Genomic DNA, 26,594 nt, shown 5'->3' on the forward strand with positions numbered 1-26,594 from the left:
CTTCCAGACTACTTTTCATACTGGCTCAGTTCCACCAGCTTCATAGTCAAATCCGTAATGGTGTCATCCTCCACCTGGGCTGCCGTATAGAGCGTGTACTTGGTGCTCCCCCATGCCCAGGAAGCCAGGCGTCCGCCGCTGTCCGTGGTCTTAATCAGGACCTCCAGGCTGGTGTCGCCGTAATCATAGTTCTGGGTGATGGTCTCGTCCTTAAAACGTTCAAAAATTCCCGCAAAGTCCTCGGCTGTGTCGGAAGCCCTGTAGGTATATGCCACGCCGTCCAAGGTAAACTGGGCATCAGCCACCTCCTGGTTGATGATGAAAAAGCTGGCGTCCTCAGCCCCCTCAGGCAGCACCATATGGACGCCTATGGCCTCAAAGGCCAGTACATCCTTTACCTCTGTCATGGGATTTGGCAGTTCCTGGGATCCGGTTTCTGTCTCAGCTGTTGTGTCTGTCTCCGCCGGGGCGGATGTCTCTGCCTCAGAAGCCTTTGCAGGCTCTTTCTGGCCGCCCCTGCACCCTGCCGCCAGCAGAGCTGTCAGAGCTACAGCCAGCAGAATCCCTTTCCTGCCGAAAAGCCGTTTAAATTGATTCATATAATTCCTCCTTCCATCCGCCCATGTCCAGGCATTAACGCCCCTTCTGCATGGGAGCCACTGTCTCACAATACTCCTGCAGCGCCCTGTGAAGCTGCCCCTGGGAAGTCTCGTCGCACAGCACCACAATCTTGTCCCCTGCCCTGAGCACGGTATCGCCTCTGGGCACAAACTCAGCTTCCCCGCGCATAAGCGACACCACCAGGGATGTCCTGGGCCAGGCAATGGCTGAAACCTTCCTGCCCTCAGCCGCGCTTCCATGGTATATCATGCCTTCCACCAGCACCTTTTCCCCTGTTAGCGTAACCTTCTTGTCCGGATTCTGTTTTGCCAGAAGACGGTGAAGGAGCTGGTCGTACACCGGCGCGCAGTGGACCATATCCGGCACCAGATAGGCTGCCAGTGAAACCATGGATAAGGTCAGCAGATGGGAAAAGGACCCGGTCATCTCACTAATCAGGATAATGCCTGTGATAGGCGCCCGCACAATGGCTGAGAAATAGCCCGCCATGCCCAGTATGATGAAGTTCCCCACCAGACCGCTCAAAGAGGGGCTGGCCAGGAGGGCTACATTGTAATATATACTTCCTATGATGGCGCCCATGACCAGCAGAGGCAGGAAGATGCCTCCCGGCGCCCCGGAGCCAAAGCTTACCATGCTGAAGGTAAATTTGACCACCAGCAGCAGGCACAGGGCACCCAGCGCCATCTCCCCGGCGGACAGTTCTTCCACCAGGGCATGGCCGCCTCCCAGTACACTGCGGTATGTGAAGCCGAACACGCCTGCCAGCAAAAAGGGAATCAGAAGCTTCACTGTCCTCCAGGGTATCTTCCCGTATAAATCCTGGGTTTTGGACAGGGTGGTATTATATACCACGCCCATGGCGCCCATGAGCACGCCCAGAACCAGCACATGGCCATAGGTGCCCAGAGGCATCATATGGGTGATGTGAAAGGAAAATACAGGCGTTAGGCCAAACACATTCCTGGATACGAAATCCGAAGTAATGGACGCTGCCATGGAGGAAAGGAGAAGCTCCGGTGAAAAATGCTTATGTACCTCCTCCAGTGAAAACAGTATGCCTGCGATGGGCGCATTAAAGGCAGCCGATAAACCGGCGCTGGCGCCGCAGGTGATAAGGAGCTTTTCCTCTGTCTTTACGCGTCTGGTAATCCGGGAAAAGCCTTTTGCCGTCATGGCTCCCAGCTGGATGCTGGGTCCCTCGCGTCCCAGGGACAATCCGCATCCCAGGGATATAATGCCGCCTCCCAGCTTGGCCAGCAGCACGCGCCACCAGCTTTCATCGATTTCACCTATGATCTCCCCCTCAATCTGGGGAATGCCGCTGCCTGATATCAGGGAATCCCATTTAAGGAGAAGGGATACCACACATGCGGCGGCTGTCAGAATCAGAATCCACACCGGCACAAACCAGGTATGGCTCTTACCATAGTCCAGTATCATGTTCAGCAGTACATCTGCGGAACCAATGAGATAGCGGAAGGCAACCACCACGGCGCCTGCCAGGGCGCCCACCACCACTCCTTCTAAAATCAACTCATAACGAAAACTCCGGTAACGGTTAATGGTATGAGTAACCGTATGTTCTTCCGGCTGCATAACGTTTCCCCCTGTATCCTGTCCGGCCTGATGCCTACATCTCACTGTAGGTGCCCTTGAACTTTACAAGCTTTGGGCGGTAGCCCGCGCTGGTAAGGGCAGATACAATCTGGTTCTTATGGTCTGTTCCAAATGCCTCCATGGTGATGCGCAGCTCCACGGCAGCATTGCGGTTGATGCTGATGAACTGGTTGTGCTCCAGCTTAATGATATTGCCCTGCTCTTTGGCAAGAAGGGCGGAAACCCTGGCCAGCTCTCCCGGCTTATCCGGAAGCAGCACGGACACGGTAAACACGCGGTCCCTCTCAATCAGGCCGTGCTGTACAATGGAGGACATGGTGATGACATCCATGTTGCCGCCGCTTAAGATGGATACAATCTTCTTTTTCTGTACGTTCAGGTGCTTTAAGGCAGCCACGGTCAGAAGGCCGGAATTCTCCACAATCATCTTGTGGTTCTCCACCATGTCAAGGAAGGCCACAATCAGCTCGCTGTCCTCAATGGTGATGATGCCGTCCACATTTTCCTGTATGTAAGGGAACAGCTTTTCGCCGGGACGCTTTACAGCCGTACCGTCTGCAATGGTGTTTACCTGGGGAAGCCCCACCACCTTTCCCTCTTTAAGGGATACCTGCATGCAGTTGGCGCCTGCGGGCTCCACGCCGATGACCTTAATCTTGGGATTCAGAAGCTTGGCCAGGGTGGACACGCCGGTGCACAGACCGCCTCCGCCGATGGGAACCAGTATGTAGTCCACGGTGGGCAGCTCCTTGATGATTTCCATTGCAATGGTGCCCTGACCCGTGGCCACATCCAAATCGTCAAAAGGATGCACGAAGGTATATCCGAACTCATCCGCCAGCTTATACGCATGTTCGCAGGCCTCGTCAAACACATCTCCTTCCAGCACCACATCGGCGCCGTAGCTCTTGGTGCGGTTCACCTTCATAAGAGGTGTGGTGGTGGGCATGACCACAGTGGCCTTTACCCCCGCCAGCTTGGCTGCATAGGCCACGCCCTGTGCATGGTTGCCGGCCGATGCGGTAATCAGTCCCTTGGACTTCTCATCCTCGGTCAGGGTGTGTATCTTATAGTAGGCGCCCCTTACCTTATAGGCTCCTGTATACTGCATGTTCTCCGGCTTGAAAAATACCTTGTTTCCTGTCTGTGCTGAGAAATATTCGCTGTATACCAGCTTTGTCTCTGTGGTCACATCCTTCACAAGCTCGGAGGCTTCTTCGAATTTCTCCAGTGTCAGTTCTTCCATATCTTGGTCCTTCTTTCCCTTACTTTTATCCTATACTATAGCACGTCAATGCATTAAATTCAAGGATGGATTGTCCTCCGCCTGCTTCTGTACGTGGAACAGGGCATTGACGAAATCATCTGCATTAAATTTCTGCAAATCGTCTATCTTTTCACCGATTCCGATGTATTTTACAGGAATTCCCAGTTCGGACTGGATGGCCACTGCGATGCCTCCCTTGGCCGTGCCGTCCAGCTTGGTCAGGATGATGCCTGTGATGTCGGCCACCTCCATAAACTGGCGGGCCTGGGCCAGGGCGTTCTGTCCCGTGGTGCCGTCCAATACCACCAGAGTCTCCCTGTAGGCATCCGGATACTCCTTGTCAATGATGCGGTTGATTTTCTTAAGCTCTTCCATCAGGTTCTTCTTGTTGTGAAGCCTTCCGGCCGTATCACAGATAAGCACGTCCGCCTTCCTGGACTTGGCCGCAGCCACTGCGTCGTAGATAACAGCCGCCGGGTCAGAGCCTTCCTGCTGGGCAATGAGCTCCACGCCCGCCCGGAAGGCCCACTCGGTCAGCTGCTCAATGGCAGCTGCGCGGAAGGTATCGGCAGCTGCCAGTATGACCTTGCGCCCGTCGTCCTTAAGCTGTCCCGCCAGCTTGCCCACGGATGTGGTCTTGCCCACCCCATTGACGCCGATGACCAGGACAACGGACTTCCTGTGCTCAAATTCGTATGCATTTTCCCCTAAATCCATCTGCTCCTTGATGCTGTTGATTAAAAGCTCCTTGCACTCCTCCGGTTCCCGGATGTGCTGCTCCTTCACCTTCTTGCGCAAATCCTCCACAATGGACATGGTGGTCTGGATTCCCAAATCGCCCATAATAAGGGTTTCCTCTATCTCCTCATAGAAATCATCGTCAATGGCGGAAAAGCCGCTGAAGATGGAATCTATTCCCGACACAATGTTGTTGCGGGTCTTGGCCAGGCCCTCTACCAGACGCCCGAAAAAACCCTTCTTTCCCTCAGCCATAAATCATTCTCCTTTAACGTCTTATACATATTAGGTCTTATAATATATGAATATATATGAAACATCATATCACAACCTGCGCTATTTATCCAGGTCATCTGCAATGAGGTTCACGCTGACCAGCGTGGACACTCCCTTCTCCTGCATGGTAATTCCGTAGAGACGGTCTGCCGAGACCATGGTGCCCCTTCGGTGGGTGATGACAATGAACTGTGTGTTCCTGGTCAGCTTGTGAAGGTAGCCCGCGAAACGGTCCACATTGGAATCGTCCAGGGCAGCTTCAATCTCATCCAGAAGACAGAACGGGGAGGGCTTCAGGTTCTGGATGGCAAAAAGCAGGGAAATGGCTGTCAGGGCCTTTTCACCGCCTGACAGCTGCATCATGTTCTGCAGCTTCTTGCCTGGCGGCTGGGCTATGATTTGTATGCCTGCCTCCAGGATATCCTCCTCTTCCATCAGTTCCAGTGTGCCCCGTCCTCCTCCGAACAATTCCTTAAAGACCTTGTCGAATTCAGCACGGATTTCACCGAATTTTTCCTCAAACTGCCGCCGCATCCCGGTATCCAGTTCCTCTATGATTTTTTCCAGCTCTCCCTGGGCCGTGACCAGGTCCTCATGCTGTGTCCGCATGAACTCGTAGCGCTCCGACACCTCTTTGTAATCCTCGATGGCATTGACATTGATGTTTCCCAGACCCTTTATCCTGGATTTCAGCTCATCAATGAGCTTCTTTACCTCCGGAACAGACTGGTATTCCTCCCGCTTAAGCTCCTGGGCCGTGGAATAGGTCATCTCATATTCCGACCACATATAGGCAGTGGATACCTCCAGCTTTTCTTCCAGTTTTTCCTTCTGGGCCTGGATGCGGAACATATCCTTGTCCAGCTCTGCCAGGCGGGCGGTCAGTTCCTCACGCTTTGCCAGAAACGCCTTCTGTCTGGAGGTCATCTCCTCCTTCTCGGCCTCATAGCCCGCCATGACCTGCTCCAGCTCCTTCATACGCGCCTGGTTGTTCTGAATCAGTTCTCCCAGATGGGCAATCTCCCGGCGCTTGCCCTCAATTACCTGTTCGGAATTACCCGTTCCCTGGGCCAGGGAATCAAACTCCTCTGTCAGCTTCTTTATTTCCCCGGACACACGGTCTGCGTTCTCACGGATAAAGTCCTGCTTCTGGCGCAGGTTGGACGTCTCCATCTGCAGGGCCGACAGTGCCGCTGCAAGGGTTTCCCTCTCTTTACGGGAAGTTTCCAGGAGAACCGTCTTTTCCTCAATCTCCTGGTTGGCCTGGGTGCTCACCTGCTCCAGTTCCCGGGAGTCCTGGGTCAGGGCTGTACGGCTCTCGTTGATTTCCTTTACCTGTTCCTCCAGCTGGCCGTGCTCGCGCACCAGGTCCGTGGATGACTCCGCTATCTCTGCCTTCTTATCCTCCAGCTGGGATATGTTCATCCGGATGGTATTCTCACGGATGGCCATGGACTGGATATCGGTCCGCAGCTTTTCCAGCTCGCCCTTTTTCTCCTGGGCCAGGGACTCTTCCAGGTTCAGTTCCTTTTGTATCTTCTCCACCTGGACCAGCGCTTTGCTGCAGGCGTTCTCCAGTTCCTCAATCTCCCTGCGGCGGCCCAGCAGGTTGCTGGAATTCTTAAAGGCGCCGCCTGTCATGGAACCGCCGGCGCTTAAAAGCTCGCCCTCCAGAGTGACGATACGCAGGCTGTACTTATATTTCCTGGCCAGCGCAATGGCATTGTCAATGGTGTCAGCCACCACAACCCTGCCCAACAGATACCTGGACAGGCCCTCATACCTGGAATCCACCTGGACCAAATCGCTGGCCAGTCCCAGGACCCCCTTTTCCTTAAGGGCGGCCGGCTGGGAAAATGTCTGTCTGCCGTTTATGCTGGTCAGCGGAAGGAAGGTAGCCCTGCCGTATTTATTCTTTTTCAGATATTCAATGAGCTGTTTGGCCGTTGCCTCTGAATCCGTCACAATGTTCTGGATGCTTCCGCCCAGGGCTGTCTCAATGGCTGTCTCATATTTCTGGCTGGTGGTGATGATATCAGCCACCACGCCGTGGATGCCGTGTACCCGGTCCCGCACCTCCATGACCCTGCGGATGCTGTTGCCGTAGCCGTCGTAGCGCTCCGCCAGGTTCTTAAGGGATTCCAGCTTGGTATAAGCCATATGGTATTCCTGCTGGGTATCGTTTAAGTTCCGGTTCAGGCGGCGGGATTCCTGTTCCGCCTTAAGGAGGGCGTCCTCGGCCTCCTGGGCAGCGAACTGCTTCTGCTCCATCTCCTCATTCAGCTGGTCCAGCAAAGCCCGTTCCCTGCCTATAAGCTCGTCCTGCACCGACTCGTCGCTCTTGAACCTGAGAAGCTTCTGGGACACCTCGCTGCGCCGCAGATTCACCTGCTCCAGCATGGTCTCATAGCGCTGCTGCCTGGCTGTCAGGGAGGCCCGCTCGTTAAGGGCCTGTATGATGCTGGTCTTAGCCCCTTCGATGGCTTCCTCCAATCGGCGGATAGCCTCGTCCTGTCCCGCCAGGTCTGCGCCGGCTTCCTCCTGGCGCTTTAAGGCATCCCTTACCTGGCTGCCCATGGCTGTTAATTCTTCTTTGTAGGAGGCCAACTGCTGGTTTTTGGCAGCCAGTTCACCGGTAATCACGTCCCGCCTGTGCTCCAGATGCTCCTGGTTCATTTCTTCCGTATGTATCTGTTCGTTCAGGACATTAATCTGTCCTTCCAGATTGCCTTTTTGCACCGTGCCCCGGCTCAGCTCATCCCGGCCGGCCGCCATGCGGCGCTCCAGGTCCGCCAGGGTATGCTCCAGCTCCTGGTATCCGGCCTTCAGGCGCTCAGACTCCCTGCCCGTGTCCTCCATATCGCCGGAGAGAACCTGATAGCGCTTTTCCACCTCCTCCAGCTGCTTTCCTGTTCCCTCTGTCTCCATGAGGAACAGGTTGGCGTCGCATATCTTAAGGCTGTCCTTTAACTGAAGATACTCTCTGGCTGCCCGGGACTGGCGTTCCAGGGGACCCACCTGCTTCTCCAGCTCAGACAGAATGTCGCTTACGCGGACCAGATTGGCCTGCTCATCCTCCAGTTTTTTCTGCGCAATGGCCTTACGGCGCTTAAATTTAACGATACCGGCAGCTTCATCAAAAAGCTCCCGGCGTTCTTCCGGCTTGCCGCTGAGTATTTTATCAATCTGACCCTGTCCGATGATGGAGTATCCTTCTTTGCCGATACCCGTGTCATAGAACAGCTCGTTGATATCCTTAAGTCTGCAGGCGCTGCCGTTAATCATATACTCGCTCTCGCCGGAACGGTAGAGGCGGCGGGATACCGTCACCTGGTCATAGTCTATGGCCAGCTGATGGTCGCTGTTGTCCAGGGTAATGGCCACATAGGCAAACCCCTGGGGCTTTCTCATTTCGGTTCCCGCAAAGATGACATCCTGCATGCTGGCGCCGCGCAGCTGCTTGATGCGCTGCTCGCCCAGCACCCAGCGGACCGCATCGGCCACATTGCTCTTGCCGCTGCCGTTGGGGCCCACGATGCCGGTAATGCCGTTATGGAATTCAAATACCAGCTTATTGGCAAAGGATTTAAACCCCTGAATCTCAATACTTTTTAAATACATAGTCCACCTGCTTATTCTTCTGCTGCGGCCTCCTGGGCCTTAAGCTTCAGGATGCCGTTATAGGCAGCCACCTGTTCCGCCGCCTTTTTGGTACGCCCCGCACCGCGGCCCACCTCCTCATCCCCGATTTTGGCGCAGACCTCAAAGGATTTATTGTGGTCCGGTCCCTCCTCACGGATGATTTCATAGGACAGAGGCGCCTCCTGGCGGCTCTGCACCATCTCCTGTAAGATAGTCTTGCTATCATAAAAGAGCTGTTTGTGTTCAATGTCGTTCAGGATAAAACGATGAATGAACTCTTTTGCATTAGCAAAACCACCGTCCAGATAAATTGCGCCAATCAGTGCCTCCATGGCATCTGATACCACGGAATTGCGTCCCCGCCCGCCGGTGGCATCCTCACCCTTGCCCAGGTACAGGTACTGGCCCAGTTCAATGTCCCCTGCGCAGTACGCCAGGGTGGGTTCGCACACAATGCTGGCCCTGATTTTCGTCAGGTCCCCCTCCGGCAGCGTCTCATACTTGCGGTAGAGAAATTCGCTGGTCACGATTTCCAGGACAGCGTCCCCCAAAAATTCCAGGCGCTCATTACACCTGCTGTGGTCCAGACGGTGCTCGTTGGCATAGGAGCTGTGGGTCAGGGCCTGGGTAAACAGGTTCTTATTCTTAAACTCGTATGAAATCCTCTCTTCCAGTTCTTTTAAATGACTGTTCATAATTGTTCCTTCTTTCTTCAAATACCCCTGGGACAGGCATCCAAAACTTGCCTCTCAAACGCACAAAAAGGGCTGTGCTTACAGCCCCTGTGCCTGTCCGTTAGTTTAAAGCGTTCTTAATCTGCTCAACTGCATCGCCTACTGTCACAATCTGTTCTGCAGCTTCATTTGGAATCTCAATGTCGAATTCCTCTTCAATTCCCATGATAATCTGGAAAATGTCCAGTGAATCCGCACCCAGGTCATCTACGAATGTAGCTGCCATTGTCACATCCTCCGGTTCAATGTTCAACACTTCTGCGATAATACCCTGTAATTTCTCAAATTCCATCTCTTAGCTCCTCTTTCTTAAATCATGTTTTTTACTTCGTCCTTCGGACTTATTCTTCGTTCTGAACGTCCAGGCACTGACGGATTTTTCCATTGATATCCTGTTCCTTAAACGTCACACATTGAATAATGGAATTGCGCACCTCCGTGCGCTTTGAATTGCCGTGGGTCTTGACCACAAGGCCTTTCAGACCCAAAAGGGGTGCTCCGCCGTACTGGCTGCCGTCAAAGGACTTTAGCGTCTCCTTGAGGGCCGGCTTCACCAAAAGGGCGCCAATCTTGCTGCGCATGGTGGACATCATACCGCCCTTCACCATACTGATTAAAGTGGCCCCAACCCCCTCATACAGCTTCAGGATTACATTGCCCACAAATGCCTCACAGACAATGACATCCGCTCCGCCATGGGGAATTTCCCTGGCTTCAATGCTTCCGATGAAGTTGATTCCTTTACATTCCTTTAACAGCGGAAATGTTTCCTTCACCAGCGCATTGCCTTTTTCTTCCTCCGCACCGATATTGACAATGGCCACCCGCGGGTTCTTAATACCCATCACGTGCTCCATATAGACGGAACCCATCTGGGCAAACTGCACCAGGTGGGACGCTCTGGCATCCACATTGGCACCACAGTCAATTAAAAGTGATACGCCCTTCTCCGTAGGGATGAGCGGTGCAAGGGGCGGACGTTCCACACCCTTAATGCGGCCCACTATCACCTGTCCGCCTACCAGAATTGCACCGGAGCTTCCGGCGGACACAAAGGCATCGGCTTCCCCCTGTTTTACAAGGTTCATGCCTACCACAATGGAAGAGTCCTTCTTCTTACGGATAGCGTTAACCGGCGGCTCCTCGGTGGCAATGACTTCCGTGGCGTTCACCACCTGAATCTGGTCCTTGTCATAGGTGTGCTTTGACAGTTCGGAAACAACTGCCTGCTTCTGTCCCACAAGAAGTACCCGGATACCAGGTTTTGCGTTCACAGCCTCCACTGCTCCGGCTACCATCTCGCCTGGCGCATAATCCCCGCCCATGGCGTCTACCGCTACTTTAATCATAATGACTCTCCTTTCGGTCCTGCATACAACTTATAATATACTAGATATCATTCTATAAATCAATATGTTTTTTCACTGGTTTCAGGGGAATTGCAAGCCCCCGGATATGTCCGCCCGGGACGCACATACGGCAGAAATATACATACCCGCACAACTTTACAAAGTCGTTAGACAATCTGCCCATAACATGGTAAAATAGGTGCAATAGACCTTATGGGGGCATCTTTGCAGCAATGCCCCTCCCACTCCATTTTGCAGGTGAACGATATGACAAATGATAGAACAGATATTCTGGGACAATTCGGATTTGAACTGGATGCAGCCCTATTCTACGATGCCATTGTAAAGAGCACAGATGATTATGTCTATATCATCAATATGAAGACGGACACATCCCTGGTATCGGAAAACATGGTCAGGGATTTTGAACTTCCGGGCAGAATCGTGACCGGACTGGTGCCTCTCTGGGGCGGCCTGATTCACGAACGTGACAAGGCACGCTATGAAGAGTCCATAGAACAGATGCTGAACGGCCTTACGGATGTGCATGATGTGGAGTATCAGGTCCGCAACCGGAAGAACGAGTACGTGTGGGTTATATGCCGCGGTATCCTCCAGAGGGACAGGAATGGCAGTCCCGTAATGTTCGCAGGCATTGTGACAAACTTAAGCCACAGGGGAAAGGTGGACTATGTCACTGGCCTGTTCATGCAGCAGGAGTGTGAACGCGTGGTGGAGGAATGCCTGTGCGAAGGACAGGATGGCGGAATCCTGCTCTTGGGCCTGGATGATTTCTCAGGAATCAACAATCTGAAGGGCCACATATACGGCGATTCCGTCCTGCGCCAGTTTGCCCAGAACGTCCAGAGGCTGCTGCCGGATTACACCAGCATATACCGCCATGACGGGGACCAGTTTGTCATCGTGTGCAGGAACATGTCCTACGGTGAGATAGAACTGCTCTACGAGGTTATAAACAGCTACAGTGACTGCCGTCATGAGGTGGACGGAATCCAGTACTACTGTACGGTATCCGGCGGAATCGCGGTGTTCCGGCAGGATGGCTCCAGCTATACGGAGCTTTTGACCTGTGCCTCCGGCGCCCTGGAGGCTTCCAAGCACAAGGGCAAGAATAAGTGCACCCTCTACGACGAGGAGCTGACCCATACCAGGCTCCGCTCCCTGGAAATCATGGACCGTCTGAGAAGCAGCGTCATGAACCGTATGGAGGGATTCTCCGTGGTCTACCAGCCCATTGTGCGCTCAAGCGACACGAAAGTTGCGGAGGCCGAGGCGCTGCTGCGCTGGTCCTGCGAGGACATGGGGCCTGTCTCTCCCTTTGAGTTTATCCCCTTACTGGAATCCAGCGGCCTCATCATCCCGGTGGGAAAGTGGGTGCTGGAACAGTCTGTCCGCCAGTGCTGCCGGTGGCTTGCCTGCGCGCCTGACTTTGTGATGAATGTCAACTGCTCCTACCTGCAGATGCTGGATGAGGACTTTGTCCGGTCTGTCAGGGAAATCATTGAACGGTACGGCCTGGACCCCTGCCATATTGTGCTGGAGCTGACGGAGAGCCGGTTTGTCACGGACCAGGACCGTTTAAACGATACCTTTAAACGCCTGCGCAGCCTTAACATCCGGCTGGCCATGGATGATTTCGGCACCGGCTACTCTTCCCTGAGCTGCCTGTCCTGCACACCGGCCGACATTGTGAAGATTGACCGGGAATTCATACGGGGAATCTGCGACCAGTCCCATACCTTCAACCGTTCCTTCATCGGGTCTGTGATTAATCTCTGCCACAGCGTGGGTATATCCGTATGCGCGGAAGGGGTGGAAGAAAAAGGGGAACTGGAAACCGTGCTCAGCCTGCAGGCTGATTCCGTACAGGGATTTTATTTCTCAAAGCCTGTGAGCCCTGAGGAATTTGAGGAGCGGCATATGAAGCATATGGATAAGGGTTAACCGTACACAGGTTAAATATACAGAATCAAAGGCCCACTTCCGGCATTTTACTGCGGGAAAAGGGCCTTTTTGCAGTCCGTCCTATATTTTATTCTTGGTTTATATCTGCCTTAACCTTTAAATCCGTTCAAATTCTTCTATATCCAGAGGTCTGCTGTAATAGTAACCCTGGATGGCCGTGCATCCAAAGGAGGTCAGAAGCTCCAGCTGTTCCTGGTTCTCCACTCCCTCTGCCACACATTCCACCTGCAGGCTGTGGCACATCTCAATGATGCACTTTACCACGGTCTGGTTGGTCCGGTTCACCACCAGGTCATCCATCAGGGATTTATCCAGCTTCACCTCGTCAAACTGCATAATGGAAAGAATGGACATATTTGCATAGTTGGCTCCGAAATCATCCAGGGAAATCCGGAATCCGGCTTCCCTGAGCTTGGAACCAATGGATTCAATGACCTTGCGTTCAATGTCCCCTATGCTTTCCGTAATCTCAATCATCACCAGCCGGGGCGGTATATCGTATTTTTTCTGCATATCCGTAAGCACCTGGAACAGGTCCCGTTCAAGCAGCGTGATTCGGGAGAAGTTGACCGACACAGGAATAAGCTCCCTGCCCCTCTTCTTCCAGTCGGTGAGAAGCTTAAATACCTGTTCCAGCATATAAAAATCCAGATACCGTATCAGCTTTGATTTCTCCAACAGGGGCACAAAATTCAACGGCTGCCTGGACTCCGCTCCGGCAGACCGATACCGTACCAGGGCCTCGGCGGAGCATACCTTTCCGGTCAGGGGATTATACTTTGGCTGGAGGTAAAGGTGGTAACAGCCGTCTTCCATGCCCTGGAGCAGACGGTTCAGGTCCTCCGGCGAATAGTGTTTGCGCTCCTGGCTGCTGTCCTTATAATAAAGCTGTTTGTTTACCAGCATCAGCTCTTCCGCGTGACGCATCAGCCGGTCAAAGTCAGTCAGATGCTCCTCCCATGTACATCCCAGGGAGACGCCGTTGGGGGTGCGGTTATCCAGCGCCCATTCCATTTTCCTGACCTGTTCCATGAATTCCTCGTATCCTGATTCCAGGCTGACAATGATAAACTCATCCCCGCTGAGCCGGAATATGCTGCCGCCGGCAAAGTAGGAAGCCATGATGGACGACACTTCTGTGATGGTCAGATCCCCTTTTCTTTGGCCGTAATCCCGGTTTAACTGCTTTAAATCATTGATATCCCCGGCCACAATGCCGCAGGAAACCGTGGTGCCGCTTCTCACCAAATCATCCCGGAAATGCACGAAGCTGTCTCTGTTTAACAGGCCGCTGAGGTCGTCATGGGTAGCCTCATACTCCAGCCGTTCATAGAGCCGCCTCTTTTTTATCTCATTCGCAATATTGTAGGCAATGGAATCCAGCAGCCGGATAGTATCCTGGTTGATGTTGGGATTGTCGATTCCAATATATCCGCTGAAGGTAGACTCGTCTTCAAAGGGCACTGCAAAAAGGCTGCTGGTATTTCTGGCGGTCAGATACCGGTACTCGCTGGGATAGGAATCCCTAAGCTCACCGGTCCTGGAGATAATCAGATGCTGTTTCCTGTTAAAGGTCTCAAACAAATAGGGAATATCATCCAGGGGCACCCGCTGCAGGGCTGCTTTCTGGGATGGAATTCCGGCCCTGCACCATTCATAGGTATTGCGGGCATATCCCTGTACCCGGTCGATTTCTATGATATAGGCCCGCTCACCGTCGTAAAAACCAGCGATGATTTCCAGGGTCCGGTTGATGGCCTCATCCAGGCAGTCCGCGGTGTTCAGGACACGCAGCGTTTCCAGCATAACGGTCTCCAGGTGGTACTTGGATGTACGGTTATAGCGCTCCTTCATACGGTCACCCACATCCACCGCGATTTCCATGCGGGCAGACCTTCCCTGCCACTCCACCAGCTTATCCTTTACAATGAAGTTTTTGTTTAAATGGGGATTCTCATATTCCCACACATAAAAGCAGTCCTTATTCAGCTTGGCATTGGTACAGAAGGGGCAGGGTGTATCCCTTCCCTGAAGTACACTATGACATTTGCTGTTTATCACGTCTTCCTGCTTAAGACCCGTCAGTTCCCTGCCTGCCCGGTTAAGATAAAGCAGGCTGTAGTCACGGATATCGCTGACATAGATGATTTCTTCCAGCTCATCTAAAAGCGGTTTTTCATATAAATTCCTATCCTGCTCCATGATTCTCTCCCTCTTTACTGTACCGTGTGATGTTCCTGTTCCATGCCTGGATATGAATCCCTGTGCGCTTCCGCTTCAATCCGGTAACTGTTCTTGCCGCTCTTTTTTATTTCATAGAGCACGGCGTCCGCCCTCTGATAAAGGGAGGTATAGTCATCCTCCTTGCGGCTTATGGATATGCCCATGCTGACAGTTATGACCGGATGGCCTGCTGCCCTGCACCTGGCCTGCAGTGACTCAAACAGAGCATTACAGCGTTCCGTCAGAGGGCCGTTGCCTGTATAGGGGATACAGGCAATGAATTCATCACCGCCCAGGCGCGCAGTAACCGCCCCATCGCAAAAGGTTTCATTCAGTGCTTCCGCTGTATGAATCAGCACCTGGTCGCCTGTATAGTGGCCGTAGCGGTCATTGATTTCCTTAAAACCGTCTAAGTCAATAACAGCCAGCGCCAGTGCATGGGTGTGCTGGTCCATCATCTGCGTAATCTCTTTTTTTGCTGCTGCAATATTGTAGATTCCCGTAAGGCCGTCCCGCTTGCTCCGGTGTTCCAGGCGCTCCCTTTCCAGCTTCTCACCATGGATATTCTGCAGGCGGCCAATGGCTGAATCAGCCTGGTTTCCATCAAAAATCACCTTTATGACCGCGCGGTACCATTCAGGTCCCCTGTCCGGCAGCATAATCAGGATTTCCGCATCCACATCCTGTCTCTGCTCCAGAAGATGATACAGGGACGGAAGTCCCTCTCCCTCTATACTGCTGCTTTGATACCGGGAATACTGCTGTATGCTTTCAGCAGTACCGAAGATTTCAACCCCTTCCCTGGAAAGGGTCAGGATATCCCCTCCGTAGTCATAGGTAAAGGTTACCTCCTTCAATATGTCTGACAGGTAACGGTAACGCGTATTCTCCAGTTCAATCTGCTTTTTCATGCGCATCTGGCTCCTGTAGTGGGTATAAATCAGGGTCAGCAGGCCGGAAGCGGCCAGCAGGGTAAACAGCATGAAGGGAACCGAGTTATCCCTGATAAAGGTTCTGAAGGTCACCTTCTGTGCGCGCTGTGCATTGTTGTAGATATATTTTTCCAGTTCCCCTGTCTCAATAGAACGGATTCCCTTATTGAGGATTGCCAGAATCTGCTTGTCATCCTTTCTCAGGATACCGATGCTGTATTTCACGCTGTCGCCGCTGGCCTGGGGATAGACAACCACATGTTCATACTGATTACGGCTCTGATAATAGGAAGCCGTGTAGCTGTTGCTGTATGTGTAGTCACACTCCCCCTTCTCGACCGCGTCCAGGCTTTCCTCCAGGGAATCGTACAGACGCACATTATCCGTCTTATCCTCGGATTTGCGCGTACCCTTATAGACAGCCTGCACCTTACCGTTAAGGTTCAGCATGTCAACCCCTTCGTGGGCCACCAGCACGCTCTCTGTCTCCAGATATGGGTTGCTGAGGAGTGCCTCTCTTTTCTGGACCGTATCATAATCATACAGGATGGATAAGACCACATCCGCCTCGCCGTGGTTCAGAGCCTGTTCAAATGCGTCATAATCATCCGCATAGACATACTCCAGCTCCCATCCTGCCTTTTGGGCAATGCTGCTTAAAAGGTCCCTGGCCACTCCCTGTATCTTTCCCTCCTCATCGTAATACTGGATGGGACCAAACCCATCATGGACCAGGACTTTAAGCACAGGATGCTCCTGTATGTATTTCCGTTCCATGGCATTGAGAAACAGCTGGCTGCTGGACCTGGAAAAGTATTTATTATACAGATTCATCTGAAGGGTGGGGTTCGTCTCGCTGATATAGGAGATTGCCCGGTTCAGCTCGTTGATGATATGGGTGTTTCCTTTGGTGGTGGCAAAGTAAAACGGGGTCGGTGAAAACTTTGCCACAGGCCGGAATCCCTGGGGCAGGGACACGTCAACCGACAGCATGACATCCGCCTGGCCGGAAAGGACCAGTTCCGCCTGTTTTCCATCCTCCTGGCACCAGACCGGCTCATACTGTATACCGTTGAGCTTTGCATACTGGTAAAATTTTCCATTATGGTAATTCGCACGTTTAAAAAGGGCAATGCGCAGTCCCTTGAAATCAGAAAGATTATATTCATCAATGCGGTCATCATCGCCTCTGACCGCAATCACACTGTATGCATTGCCGTAGTTCTCGCTGGGAAAATCGAAAACAGCAGAAGTCTGCTCGTTATTATTCATGGCCCCCAGAAGGTCCAGTTCTCCCTTTTCCAGCATATCCATCAATTGAACCAGCTGCTGGTCCATGGAGCCTTCCGCTTCCACGAACTCATAGGTCCAACCGGTGTACTGGGCAATCTCCTTCAGATAATCGTAGGTGTAGCCGGTATAATTGCCGTTGTCATCCTTCATGGTTAGGCCTGACTGTGTGGGAAAACCCACCCGAATCACAGATTTTTCCTCTGCTCCGTAGGATACAGGGCCGCATGACAGCATCATACAAAACACCACAGCCAAAAACACCATATAGTTTCTAAACATTCGATTCATGGATATTCTCCCGGTCCTTTGCATCTATTATGTATGGACATAACATTCCATCCATTATATAACAGCTTCTTACATATAACAATGTAAATTATTCCCCATACAGTTAAGGCAGGAAGGGGGGATTCTCCCTTCTGGGAAAATCCCCTCTTTTTTATTTCAGCAAATCAATCCTGCCGGACTGTATCCAGCGCAGGTTTGCTGCTATCTGTTCTTTGGGCCAGTCCCACCATGCCAGCTCCAGGAGGGCATCCACGGTCTGCTGCAAAAAGCGCAGCCGGATAGGCCTGGCAGGTACGCCGCCCACAATCGTATATGGGGGCACATCCTTTGTCACCACTGCTCTGGCGCCGATGACGGCGCCGTCCCCAATGGTAACTCCTGCCATGATGACTGCCTCATAGCCAATCCATACATCATTGCCAATGACAATATCGCCCTTATTATCCCATGCTTGGGCAACATCCGTCCGGTCCAGTCCCCATTCTTCAAAGAACAGGGGAAATGGATAGGTGGAAAGGGAGCCCATGGTATGGTTTGCACTGTTAAACAGGAACCGGGCGCCACAGGCAATGGAACAAAATTTTCCTATGACAAGCCGGTCATGGTTGATGGGGTAATGGTACAGCACGTTGTTCTTTTCGAATAAAGCCGGGTCATTGACAAAATCATTATACATGGTGTAATCCCCCACTGTTATGGCGGGGTCTGTGATTACATTTTTTAAATAAATTGTTTCCTTATCTCCTGTGCGGGGATAAACTGTTTTCTCTGGAATAGTCACTTGAAATCCTCCTGTTATTCTTATAATCCCACTATAACCATTCCAGATAATGCAATGCAGAGCTTCATGGCGCTCCTTTCCTTCATGCTTTATGATATTTTTCTTTGTTGTTCTTTTTGCATTGATACATGGCGGCGTCTGCTTCCCTGATAATGCCGTCCATGGTCAAATTGCTGTTGGTTCCATCTATTTGTACCACCCCGTAGCTGAAGCTTACAGGGTATTCTTTGTCATTTTCAGCCACAAATTGTTCCAGCACCTCGGCAAACCTGCGCTCCACAGCATCCCTGTCGTTATTCGGCAGTATCACGCAGAATTCATCCCCGCCAATCCGGGCAAACACATCTGAGCTGCGGAAGGAATTTTCAATGACAGACACAAACCTGCGGATGTAGCAGTCACCTTCATTGTGTCCGAATTGGTCATTGACAAATTTTAAGCCGTCCAGGTCCAGATAACATAATGTAATGTCGGATTTCTTATTTAAGTGCGCCTCCATATATTCCTCAAAGAACAGACGGTTGCGGATTCCCGTGCCTGAATCGTAATATGCTTTGCTTGCCAGTCTGTTTTCCGTCATCTTTTCATTGGTAATGTCCACCACAATATGGGCAAAGGCGTTGTGGCCGGCCCATTCGATGGAAAAAGTGGTAATACGGTAAAAGCCGTGGTCCTCATCTCCGATTTCCCATATCTTATACTGTTCACTGTCCTGCCAGTTTAAAATACTGTTCCGGAAAAAGAAACGGTTGTTGCAGATTTCGCAGAAAGCAGGGTCAATTCGTATCTCATCCTTGCGTTTGTTACAATATGTGATATCGCGGGTGTCCGCATCCACCACCAGTATCCATTCATTCCTTTTCCTGGTCATCTCCACCAGAAGCTCATTGTACTCTTCGATGACCGCCGCCCTTTTTCTGGCGATTTCAGCCTCCTCTTTCAGAAGCGCTTCCCGTTCCTTGAGCTGGGCCGTCATGGTGTTGAATGCTTCGGAAAACTCGCCCAGATAGGATACATGCTGGGAATAATCCCCTGCGGCAACCTGTTTTGCCTGCCAGGTCAGATGATTTAAATTTGCGTGCAGGTTTTTCATGTTCACGCAGAGAAAGTTATCCCTGGAAGGACATGGACCCGAAAGATTTCCCTGTGATATATCGGCGGAAAAGGCAAGAAGCTCTTCCACGGCCTTCTGAAGAACCTTAAGTCCCTGCCCTAATTTACGGTATGGCTCATCCAGGCTTTCTATATCCAGGGTCTGGATATGACGGTCATATAAGATGCTTCTCAGGTATTCAAATAATTGGTCGCAATTATCATGTTCCATTTCCGTGCCTCATTATTCCTTATTCTTCCGGTTCTACGCAGAATCTGCATACCCGGTCGCCGGTCGCCCAGCAGTCAATCTCCACCGCAGAGTATTTGCGTTTCATGTATGTGGACATGATACCTGATATAAATCCCTCATCGTAATTGCAGACAGCTTCCCCCAGCAGGGGAAGGCCTGAGCAGTCTGCATCCTCGGAGACAGTCAGTATGAGTTTTCCGCTATTTTCCTCAAACCGTTCCACCCGCAGGACGCCTATCTTTAATTCCGCAAGCCGGGACTGAAGTGCTGCTATGAATGCGTTCAGCTCCTGGGATAAATCCAGCTGGTTTTTAACAAAAAACACGCCTGCACGGTATCCTGCACTGCGGAAAATCTGTTTCTGCTCTTCCGTCCCAAATCTGTCTTCCAGTTCCTCCTTCAGGGAGTATTCCATCAGACGGTAAACCGCCACCGGTATATCCCCGCCCAGGTTTCCGCGTCCGTCAGCGCTGAAATTCATGTAATCCGCCAGTTCTGGTTTCTTCTGCTCCTTAAGAAATATATTAGCTGTCATTTATCTGTACCCCGTATGATTTATATGTATATAAGCATATTGTACCCCTAATGTCTATAAACTTCAACGTGAAAATCCTTATGTTTCCAGTTTGGCCCTCCGGAAGGGTTCCGGCAGGGGTTTCCAAGTTTCGGATTGTGAACCGGCCTCCGGCGTGGTAAAATAAAAGCAGATAAAAACAGTGATACTTTTATGATTTTCAGGAGGGATTTCTATGAATTATGAAGGACAAATCTGCCGTGGTCCCATGGAACGTTCGTCCTATATGCTTCCGGTTGCCGTTGGCTGCTCCTACAACCGGTGTAAATTCTGCACTCTGTTCCGGCACCTGAAATACAGGGAACTTCCCATGGAGCAGATAGAGGCAGAGCTGGCGCGGGTCCGGAACCTGGGCGGCAATCCAATGCGCGTCTTTCTCGGAGACGGCAATGCCTTTGGGCTGGACACAGACCGTCTGCTGAAGATAACAGACCTGATTCACCGGTATTTTCCGGATTGCAGCGCCATCAATATGGACGCCACAGTAACCAATATACAAGCCAAATCTCAGGAAGAGCTGCAGGCCCTCCGGGCTGCAGGCGTATGTCATCTGTACCTGGGCATTGAGAGCGGTCTGGACGACGTCCTGCGCCGTATGGGAAAGGACCACAATCTGGACCAGGCATACCGTCAGATTGACCGGATTCAAAGTGCGGGATTCATTTTTGATGCCCATATCATGACCGGAATTGCAGGCCATGGAAGGGGGGCCGAAAATGCAGCTGCCACCGCAGAATTCTTCAACCGCACCAAGCCCAGGCGCATCATAAACTTCTCACTTTTTCTGTTTCACAGCGCCCCTCTGTATCAAGAGGCCCAGGCAAAAACCTTTGTTCCTGCCACGGAACTGGAAAACCTGCAGGAGGAACGGCTGCTTCTGGAGAGGCTGACTGCCGAAGAACCGCTGGAATATGACGGTTTCCACGACCGCATTGAATTCAGGGTGCGGGGAACCCTGCCCGGTGACAGGGAAAAAATGCTGGCCAGGCTGGAACAGGCCATTGAACAGTACCGGAACCAGGAGCCTGTAATTGCAATCGCTTAATATGGCTGCCTGTAAAATCTGCCCGGTACATGCTGAACCGTTTTGTGAAGTGCTATCGAAAATCCAGGAGGCGTTTGCTGACGCCTCCTGGATTGATTCATATAGCAACAACTTCCTGATATTTATTGCTATTATATACTATTTTGTGACCATAGTAAAGTATCATAAAGCTAATTCCTTCTCTTGGGGTCAGCCATCAGAAACAGCATTCCCATCAGGGATGCAGCAGCCAGACACCGCCACATGACGGTATTGTTGTTTTCTCCGGTCCTGGGCAGGGGGACAGGGCTGCTGTCCGTATCATCTGACATGGCGCTGTTAGGACCATGCCCTGGGGCCTGGTCCTGTTCCGGCGTCACGGCAGGTCCGGCCTGGGTTTGTGCGCCAGGGCCAGGTCCTGCATAATCCGTTTGCGCGGCCCCCTGTCCCGCCGTATGGCCGGATGAACCGGAACCGGAAGAACCGGAACCATGGGGCCGGCCGGAATCCTGTGAATTGTTTTCCGGGGTATCGGAGGGATTATCCCCATCCTCCGGAGCGGGAGGCGGCTCCGGCCTGCTGCTTTCCATCGCCACATGTCCGGACGCATCTGTCTCTGTGTTTTCACCTGTGGCAGCGCTATACACAGACAAATCAGGCAGATAACCTTCAGCCGGCTGTATTTCCATTATGTAGTAGGCGGTTCTGGGCTGCAGTCCTGTAAAGGTATGCATTCCATTTTCATCTGTCTCCGCCGCATCCCCGGCAGGTATTGTGCACGCAGGGTCATAAAACAGCTGCAGCTTTACACCTTTTAAAGGCAGGCCGGTCTTACGGTCCGTCTTAAGAATGGTCAGGGCTGCTTTGGCTCTTTCATTGTAAATCTCCACGGCTGCCGGAAGATTTTTTACCGCAACGGTTTCCGTTACACGGTCCGTCTTGACATAGCCGGCAGGAGCCTCCTCTTCCTTCAGCCAGTAGGTCCGTCCCGGATAAAGACCGGTAAAGACTGCTGTTCCGTCCTCACCGGTGACGGATGCCTCCCCGGCAGGCATGGCGCATGACGGGTCGGTATAGAGACAGAATACTGCATCTTTCAGGGCAACGGACGAATCTGCATCCATTTTTTTTACCAGAATGGCTCCTGCTGCCCCGTCTTCACTGGGAAGATTGGTAAATGTAAGCACCTCATCCTTTATCGCATCTGTTTTTATTTCATTCCACTGGTCATTGAGGGCGTAATGTTCAGGTGCTTTTATCTCTTTATAATAAATCCGGTCCAGGTTTCCAATCTGGCTCCTGGGCACCGCAAGGGTACAGATACCCGTGTTGTCGTCACATGGTGCGGACACCAGAAGGGCATCCTCGCTCCGGTCTGAATAAAGGCCGAACACAGCTCCCTTCAGTATACGCTGCTCTCCGTCAACCTTCCTGACTTGGATGGACAGGAATTTTTCCGAAGGCAGGGAAAAGCCGGCGGTGCCAAAGGATTTCTGGGTAAATGCAGCACTGGACCCGCTGTTGCCGGAATCCTCCGGGATTATACTTCCCACCAGTTTTACGGCATTGTTCAGCTTGACTCCTGACCGGACAACATAGGCACTGTAGGTAAGGATATAGCTTCCCTCTGCATCCGGTATCGGAACAGAGAATGAATTTTCCTTTGCATTGTAGTATATTTGGTCCAATGGCGGCGTCACGTCATTGCCCATGGTCAGTCCGGTCCTGTAATGGCCGCTGCTGTCCGGTGTAACCCTTTGGGACGGAAGGGCTTCATACAGTTTTACGGACTCCAAATCAATATAAAGCCCTGCATCCAGAGTGTCGTTGACGTACAGGTCCATATCCGGGTATCCTCCTGTCAGGCTGACGCCAAGAGGGTTGACCGATACCTGGTAGTTTACTGTATTTCCTGCATGGGATATATCCTTTTTATTTAAAATCTCATTTTCCAGTACCATCTTTGAAACAGCTTCCACGGTCTTTCCGGGATTGGCTGCAGCTGAAAGGACTGCTCTGTTTTCTACTGACACTTCCCTGCTATTGCGGAAATATGTATTATTTATATCAACCGTAACAGGAATGGTGATGGTATGTGCCTGCTTTACATCCTTCAGCCGTATAAGGATTCTCTTGTTGGGACTGCCTGAGTCATCCGGCCCAACGGTTATCCCCGCCTTTTGGCCAGCCTGAGAGCCGGCGTCTGTGCCTGTATCCTGCCCGGTATTTTCACCCTGCGGGAAAGCAGTATTGTCCAGCATGGCGTTTTTTACATTATCGGCGGTACAGCTTAAACCTTCAGGCAGGTCGTCCGTAATGGCAACATCACCCAGCGGAGCCTGGTTTTCATTGACCGTTAGCTTCCAGGTCAGTTCTCTGGTGTCCGGGCTATAGGATATGTGGGATTTTTTCAGTACATTGCTGGTGCAGGCGTACTGGGCAGCCGCTGTCCTGTCCTGACGGATGGGAGTATTTTCCACGGTTGTGCCGTCCCGTTTCATGGTTACCGTGTTATGGAATGTTTCATTTTTATTGGAAGCCCAGAAATCCGGGTCATCCACATAAGATGTAAGAGTAAAATCAAAGCTATTTTTTCCGATGTCTCCTAATCTGATATCCAGCAGGTCCAGTGCCAGGACAGGGGATGGATTACCGGACTGGCCCTGCACAGAGTCCAATGACACATTGTTTCTGTTAAAACAATCCGGATTTGCGCCGGTTATTCCTGCCTGTTCAAGCCCCTTTTCAATGGCGGCGCAGATAGCATCCAGGCAATCATCTTTGTTGGCCTCAACCTCTTCCGTTGAAGCCCCCGGAACAAACACATGCCTGTATTCTCCGGGAGCCGGCGGCGTAATCAGCTCATCTGTCAGATGTATGCTTGTCATGTTTACTTTATTGGGATTGACGGTCACGGTCCATGTGATTGTATGGGCCGATTTATCGTAAGCACGGGCTGATTTAAGTATCAGGTTATTATTAATGTTCAGGTCGCCGGGACCTTTGGAAACAGAAGGAGGCATCCGGTCGCTGCCAGGACCGCTGCCGTCCGGCCAGGCATAATCAAGGCTCACTTTATTGGACAGGTCCTCTGCTGTCAGTCCCTGTCCAGCCTGGCTATTCTGGTTGTTCTGGTCAAAATAATCCTGGTCAATGGCCGTGGTATAAGTTATTGTATAGACTGCTTCTGCTGTTTTGGGAGTACTGTTTTCTATCAGCTTGATTTCCAGCATTGTCTTTGCGCTGACCGGGTCAGCGGTTATTATTTTGTCTATTGTACTGATATCATCTGCGTTGATTCCATTTATTAAAATGCTGTCTTTGTCCAGTTCCAGTCCCTTACCCATTTCGTCAATCACATACAGGTGTTCAAAATCCCTGCTTACTGTATTGACGGTTACGGTCCAGTTGATTTTCCACTGGTCACCATCTGCTTGGGGTTCAATGGTTCTGCCGTGTTTTGCTATCATGTTCCGTCCCGGCCAGTCAGAGGGGACCTGAACTGTTTTTGCGGCCTGTATAGAAGGATTTACGGAAACGCCATTTTCATCCAAGGCCTCCGCTTGATTGGTAAAGCTTAAGCCTCCGCCTGGCCTTGCCCATATATTGGACAGAGTGTTATCTTTCAGTATGGTATCATAGGTGATTTCCACGGTCTCGCCGGGGGGCAGGCTGCTGATGTCACAGGTCAGGATTTGGGTATCCTTATCATATTGAGGGACGGATACTGTGTTTAAATGAGCCGCTGCCCGGGCTGTTCCGTCCGCATATTCCAATTCAGAAGGAATCCTGTCCCGGATGATTTTCGGAATGGAATCCTGGTTATCCTCTATATAACCTTTAACCGGCTGTGTGTATGTGATTTTCCAGTGTATTGTTCCGTCGGCATCCCATGTTCCGTCTTTTTCTAATTTGGGGGGCTGCGGTACACGTTCGGATATGGTGAAGGATACCTCCGTGCCTCCGGGCAGGCTGATTGTCACGATTCCCTTGTCGTCTGTATCCAGATTATCATGGTTCAGCTTACAGGAATAGTAGATTTCAACATCTCTTAAATCCTTATAGGTTATGGTCCCGCCGCTGACAGCAATTGGCCCGAAGTCAATAAATGTCACTTCCAGTACGGTGGAACCGGAGGTCCAGACAACTTCTCCGAATGTAGTGGATGATATTCCGTCCAGAACTTTTTCCAGGGACATACTTCCGTCGTCAACCGGAGAAAGGGCATCCGGAAGCGTTATCAGATATGTTGTTCCGGCATCCATATCCTTCAGGGATGGGATGGACATTTTAAGCCATAACGGGGTATTCAGACTGACAGCAGAGTTTCCCGTTATCCTCTCTCCCACTCCGCCATCTGAATCCTCTTTGTAAAGCTGGGATTTTAGTTCATTCAGGGCTGTTCCGTCCGCATCGTTTCCTGCGATTCGGATACTTAATCCTTCTATATTTATGGTTCCGTCCTCCGCGGCCTGTTCCGTATCAATGGTACAGGGCACTGTCAGGATATAATCCCATTCCCATGTGTCTGATTCTTCTGTCTTCTGGATGTTTTCATCATCTTCCTGTTTTATCTTTGCTGCCTGTGAATCTGTGCCGAGCGGAGCATCCTTCTCTGCTGATGTCAGAAGATGCCGGCCGCGGGGGCTTATAGACGCTTGAAGCGCCGGATGCGTGTGAATGGATGCAGAGTTACTGTATCCGGAGATTGTTTGGCTGTCATTGTTGTCCATTATGCCGCCGGATGAGCTTTCATTGCCTGGGTTTTCCTGGCTGTTGCCGGATGTGTTTTCGTTGCCTGGGTTTTCCTGGCTGTTGTCGGATGTGTTTTCGTTGCCGGGTTTTTCCTGGCTGTTGTCGGATGTGTTTTCGTTGCCGGGTTTTTCCTGGCTGTTGCCGGATGTGCTTTCGTTGCCTGGGTTTTCCTGGCTGTTGCCGGATGTGTTTTCGTTGCCTGGGTTTTCCTGGCTGTTGCCGGATGTGTTTTCGTTGCCTGGGTTTTCCTGGCTGTTGCCGGATGTGTTTTCGTTGCCTGGGTTTTCCTGGCTGTTGCCGGAGGCACTTTCGCTGCTGCCGTCATCTTCTGCGTTTCCTGGCTCCTGGCTTTCCGTCGGTGATATATTGTCTGATGGAAATAAATTATCCGGCGGGGTTATGATATCAGAATTCATTAATTTTTCATCTGACTTTTTCTGTCTCTCTTTCTTCTCATAATCCGGATTTTCCACAGTCAATATCCTTTGGTCCTCTGACAGGCTGGTTTTTGCCCTTACTGTTCCGTCCGGTCCTGCTAATGTGATAAGGGACCTGGCTTTGGAAAAGTAAAGCAGCCCTTCCGGTATCTCTATCTCCTCTGATTCCCCGGAAAAGCTTACTTCAGTGACCCATTCCAGGACATCCTGTTCTCTCACTGTATCCTGGTCCTTCAGATATCGGCCGTCCCTGTAGATTCCCGGTGTTCTGACGGTTTCGTCTGTACCGTAGTCTGCTCCTTTGGCTGTCAGCATGGTATTTTGCAGCATAAGAATTGTTACCAGCAGCCATGCAGCCACCTTCTTTATTGGTTTTTTCATACATTCCTCCTGTGTTTAAAAACCGGCTCCGCCTATGTGACAGGCCGGGCCGGTTTTTCTGTTACTGTCTGATTATATTATAAATAACAGGCGTAACATGACCGTTACATTTATGCAGTTAGAATGTTAGATTTGCGTTACTTATGATATAAACACCATCTTTTTGACAGACTGCTGTTCCCGCAGACCCATTCATATAGTTCCAAAAACACTAAAACAGGGACGCCCACATATAATATCTTAACTGATACCCTTGTCCTTACCAAATGGATTTTATGTGGTAGTTTTTATATGATGTTATGGATGTAAAAACGTCTAAGCGAATGGA

The 26,594-nt window shown here is 51.4% G+C and carries 16 protein-coding genes; 2 read left to right on the forward strand and 14 right to left on the reverse strand.

Annotated features, from left to right (window positions below; genetic code table 11):
* Positions 1-8 precede the first annotated feature (8 nt).
* The 8 genes from I2H39_RS01310 to plsX all read right to left on the reverse strand — a co-directional run bounded on the left by I2H39_RS01310 (position 9) and on the right by plsX (position 10,247).
* The gene (locus tag I2H39_RS01310; RefSeq protein WP_138311442.1) at positions 9-599 is read right to left on the reverse strand and encodes a hypothetical protein; all 591 of its coding nucleotides are present in this window, start codon (positions 597-599) and stop codon (positions 9-11) included.
* Between the two features lie 34 nt (positions 600-633).
* On the reverse strand, positions 634-2,220 hold the full coding sequence (locus I2H39_RS01315) for a ClC family H(+)/Cl(-) exchange transporter (protein WP_138311441.1): 1,587 nt from the start codon (positions 2,218-2,220) through the stop codon (positions 634-636).
* A 34-nt stretch (positions 2,221-2,254) separates the two neighbouring features.
* Positions 2,255-3,487: a threonine ammonia-lyase gene (ilvA, locus tag I2H39_RS01320; protein WP_138311440.1), complete on the reverse strand. Its 1,233-nt coding sequence runs from the start codon at positions 3,485-3,487 to the stop codon at positions 2,255-2,257.
* A 45-nt stretch (positions 3,488-3,532) separates the two neighbouring features.
* Positions 3,533-4,501, reverse strand: a complete 969-nt coding sequence (gene ftsY / locus I2H39_RS01325; RefSeq protein ID WP_138311439.1) for a signal recognition particle-docking protein FtsY — start codon at positions 4,499-4,501, stop codon at positions 3,533-3,535.
* A gap of 81 nt (positions 4,502-4,582) precedes the next feature.
* Positions 4,583-8,143 (reverse strand): chromosome segregation protein SMC, encoded by a 3,561-nt coding sequence (smc, locus tag I2H39_RS01330; protein ID WP_195625633.1) that lies wholly within the window; start codon positions 8,141-8,143, stop codon positions 4,583-4,585.
* Between the two features lie 11 nt (positions 8,144-8,154).
* The gene (gene rnc, locus I2H39_RS01335) at positions 8,155-8,859 is read right to left on the reverse strand and encodes a ribonuclease III (protein ID WP_138311437.1); all 705 of its coding nucleotides are present in this window, start codon (positions 8,857-8,859) and stop codon (positions 8,155-8,157) included.
* Between the two features lie 100 nt (positions 8,860-8,959).
* The gene (acpP, locus tag I2H39_RS01340; protein WP_021870576.1) at positions 8,960-9,190 is read right to left on the reverse strand and encodes an acyl carrier protein; all 231 of its coding nucleotides are present in this window, start codon (positions 9,188-9,190) and stop codon (positions 8,960-8,962) included.
* 49 nt (positions 9,191-9,239) lie between these two features.
* The gene (gene plsX / locus I2H39_RS01345) at positions 9,240-10,247 is read right to left on the reverse strand and encodes a phosphate acyltransferase PlsX (protein WP_138311436.1); all 1,008 of its coding nucleotides are present in this window, start codon (positions 10,245-10,247) and stop codon (positions 9,240-9,242) included.
* 267 nt (positions 10,248-10,514) lie between these two features.
* On the opposite strand from plsX, the gene I2H39_RS01350 reads away from it, so the two are divergent.
* Positions 10,515-12,212 (forward strand): GGDEF and EAL domain-containing protein, encoded by a 1,698-nt coding sequence (locus I2H39_RS01350; RefSeq protein ID WP_138311435.1) that lies wholly within the window; start codon positions 10,515-10,517, stop codon positions 12,210-12,212.
* 117 nt (positions 12,213-12,329) lie between these two features.
* Here I2H39_RS01350 and I2H39_RS01355 read toward each other — a convergent pair whose 3' ends face one another.
* From I2H39_RS01355 to I2H39_RS01375, 5 genes are all read right to left on the reverse strand, one after another.
* On the reverse strand, positions 12,330-14,435 hold the full coding sequence (locus I2H39_RS01355) for a sensor domain-containing phosphodiesterase (protein ID WP_138311434.1): 2,106 nt from the start codon (positions 14,433-14,435) through the stop codon (positions 12,330-12,332).
* A 14-nt stretch (positions 14,436-14,449) separates the two neighbouring features.
* Complete coding sequence (locus tag I2H39_RS01360) at positions 14,450-16,969, reverse strand: transporter substrate-binding domain-containing protein (RefSeq protein ID WP_195625634.1); 2,520 nt, start codon at positions 16,967-16,969, stop codon at positions 14,450-14,452.
* Positions 16,970-17,120: 151 nt separating this feature from the next.
* Positions 17,121-17,750, reverse strand: coding sequence for a CatB-related O-acetyltransferase (locus I2H39_RS01365; RefSeq protein WP_138311432.1), 630 nt, complete (start codon positions 17,748-17,750; stop codon positions 17,121-17,123).
* 82 nt (positions 17,751-17,832) lie between these two features.
* Positions 17,833-19,074 (reverse strand): GGDEF domain-containing protein, encoded by a 1,242-nt coding sequence (locus I2H39_RS01370; RefSeq protein ID WP_138311431.1) that lies wholly within the window; start codon positions 19,072-19,074, stop codon positions 17,833-17,835.
* A 19-nt stretch (positions 19,075-19,093) separates the two neighbouring features.
* Positions 19,094-19,630 carry a V4R domain-containing protein gene (locus tag I2H39_RS01375; RefSeq protein WP_138311430.1) on the reverse strand — a complete coding sequence of 179 codons (537 nt, stop codon included), beginning with the start codon at positions 19,628-19,630 and terminating at the stop codon, positions 19,094-19,096.
* Between the two features lie 214 nt (positions 19,631-19,844).
* Between I2H39_RS01375 and I2H39_RS01380 the strand changes: the two genes are divergently transcribed.
* Positions 19,845-20,714 (forward strand): radical SAM protein, encoded by an 870-nt coding sequence (locus I2H39_RS01380; RefSeq protein ID WP_138311429.1) that lies wholly within the window; start codon positions 19,845-19,847, stop codon positions 20,712-20,714.
* 170 nt (positions 20,715-20,884) lie between these two features.
* On the opposite strand, the gene I2H39_RS01385 is transcribed toward I2H39_RS01380, so the two are convergent.
* The gene (locus I2H39_RS01385) at positions 20,885-26,266 is read right to left on the reverse strand and encodes a SpaA isopeptide-forming pilin-related protein (RefSeq protein ID WP_195625635.1); all 5,382 of its coding nucleotides are present in this window, start codon (positions 26,264-26,266) and stop codon (positions 20,885-20,887) included.
* Between the last annotated feature and the right edge of the window lie 328 nt (positions 26,267-26,594).

Origin of the sequence: Clostridium sp. 1001283B150225_161107_B6, assembly GCF_015556325.1 — a bacterium.
Classification (GTDB): Bacteria; Bacillota; Clostridia; order Lachnospirales; family Lachnospiraceae; genus Enterocloster.

Coding starts and splice junctions, on each gene's coding strand:
- I2H39_RS01310 (WP_138311442.1), bottom strand. CDS start 599: ATGAATCAATTTAAACGGCTTTTCGGCAGGAAAGGGATTCTGCTGGCT.
- I2H39_RS01315 (WP_138311441.1), bottom strand. CDS start 2,220: ATGCAGCCGGAAGAACATACGGTTACTCATACCATTAACCGTTACCGG.
- ilvA (WP_138311440.1), bottom strand. CDS start 3,487: ATGGAAGAACTGACACTGGAGAAATTCGAAGAAGCCTCCGAGCTTGTG.
- ftsY (WP_138311439.1), bottom strand. CDS start 4,501: ATGGCTGAGGGAAAGAAGGGTTTTTTCGGGCGTCTGGTAGAGGGCCTG.
- smc (WP_195625633.1), bottom strand. CDS start 8,143: ATGTATTTAAAAAGTATTGAGATTCAGGGGTTTAAATCCTTTGCCAAT.
- rnc (WP_138311437.1), bottom strand. CDS start 8,859: ATGAACAGTCATTTAAAAGAACTGGAAGAGAGGATTTCATACGAGTTT.
- acpP (WP_021870576.1), bottom strand. CDS start 9,190: ATGGAATTTGAGAAATTACAGGGTATTATCGCAGAAGTGTTGAACATT.
- plsX (WP_138311436.1), bottom strand. CDS start 10,247: ATGATTAAAGTAGCGGTAGACGCCATGGGCGGGGATTATGCGCCAGGC.
- I2H39_RS01350 (WP_138311435.1), top strand. CDS start 10,515: ATGACAAATGATAGAACAGATATTCTGGGACAATTCGGATTTGAACTG.
- I2H39_RS01355 (WP_138311434.1), bottom strand. CDS start 14,435: ATGGAGCAGGATAGGAATTTATATGAAAAACCGCTTTTAGATGAGCTG.
- I2H39_RS01360 (WP_195625634.1), bottom strand. CDS start 16,969: ATGAATCGAATGTTTAGAAACTATATGGTGTTTTTGGCTGTGGTGTTT.
- I2H39_RS01370 (WP_138311431.1), bottom strand. CDS start 19,074: ATGGAACATGATAATTGCGACCAATTATTTGAATACCTGAGAAGCATC.
- I2H39_RS01375 (WP_138311430.1), bottom strand. CDS start 19,630: ATGACAGCTAATATATTTCTTAAGGAGCAGAAGAAACCAGAACTGGCG.
- I2H39_RS01380 (WP_138311429.1), top strand. CDS start 19,845: ATGAATTATGAAGGACAAATCTGCCGTGGTCCCATGGAACGTTCGTCC.
- I2H39_RS01385 (WP_195625635.1), bottom strand. CDS start 26,266: ATGAAAAAACCAATAAAGAAGGTGGCTGCATGGCTGCTGGTAACAATT.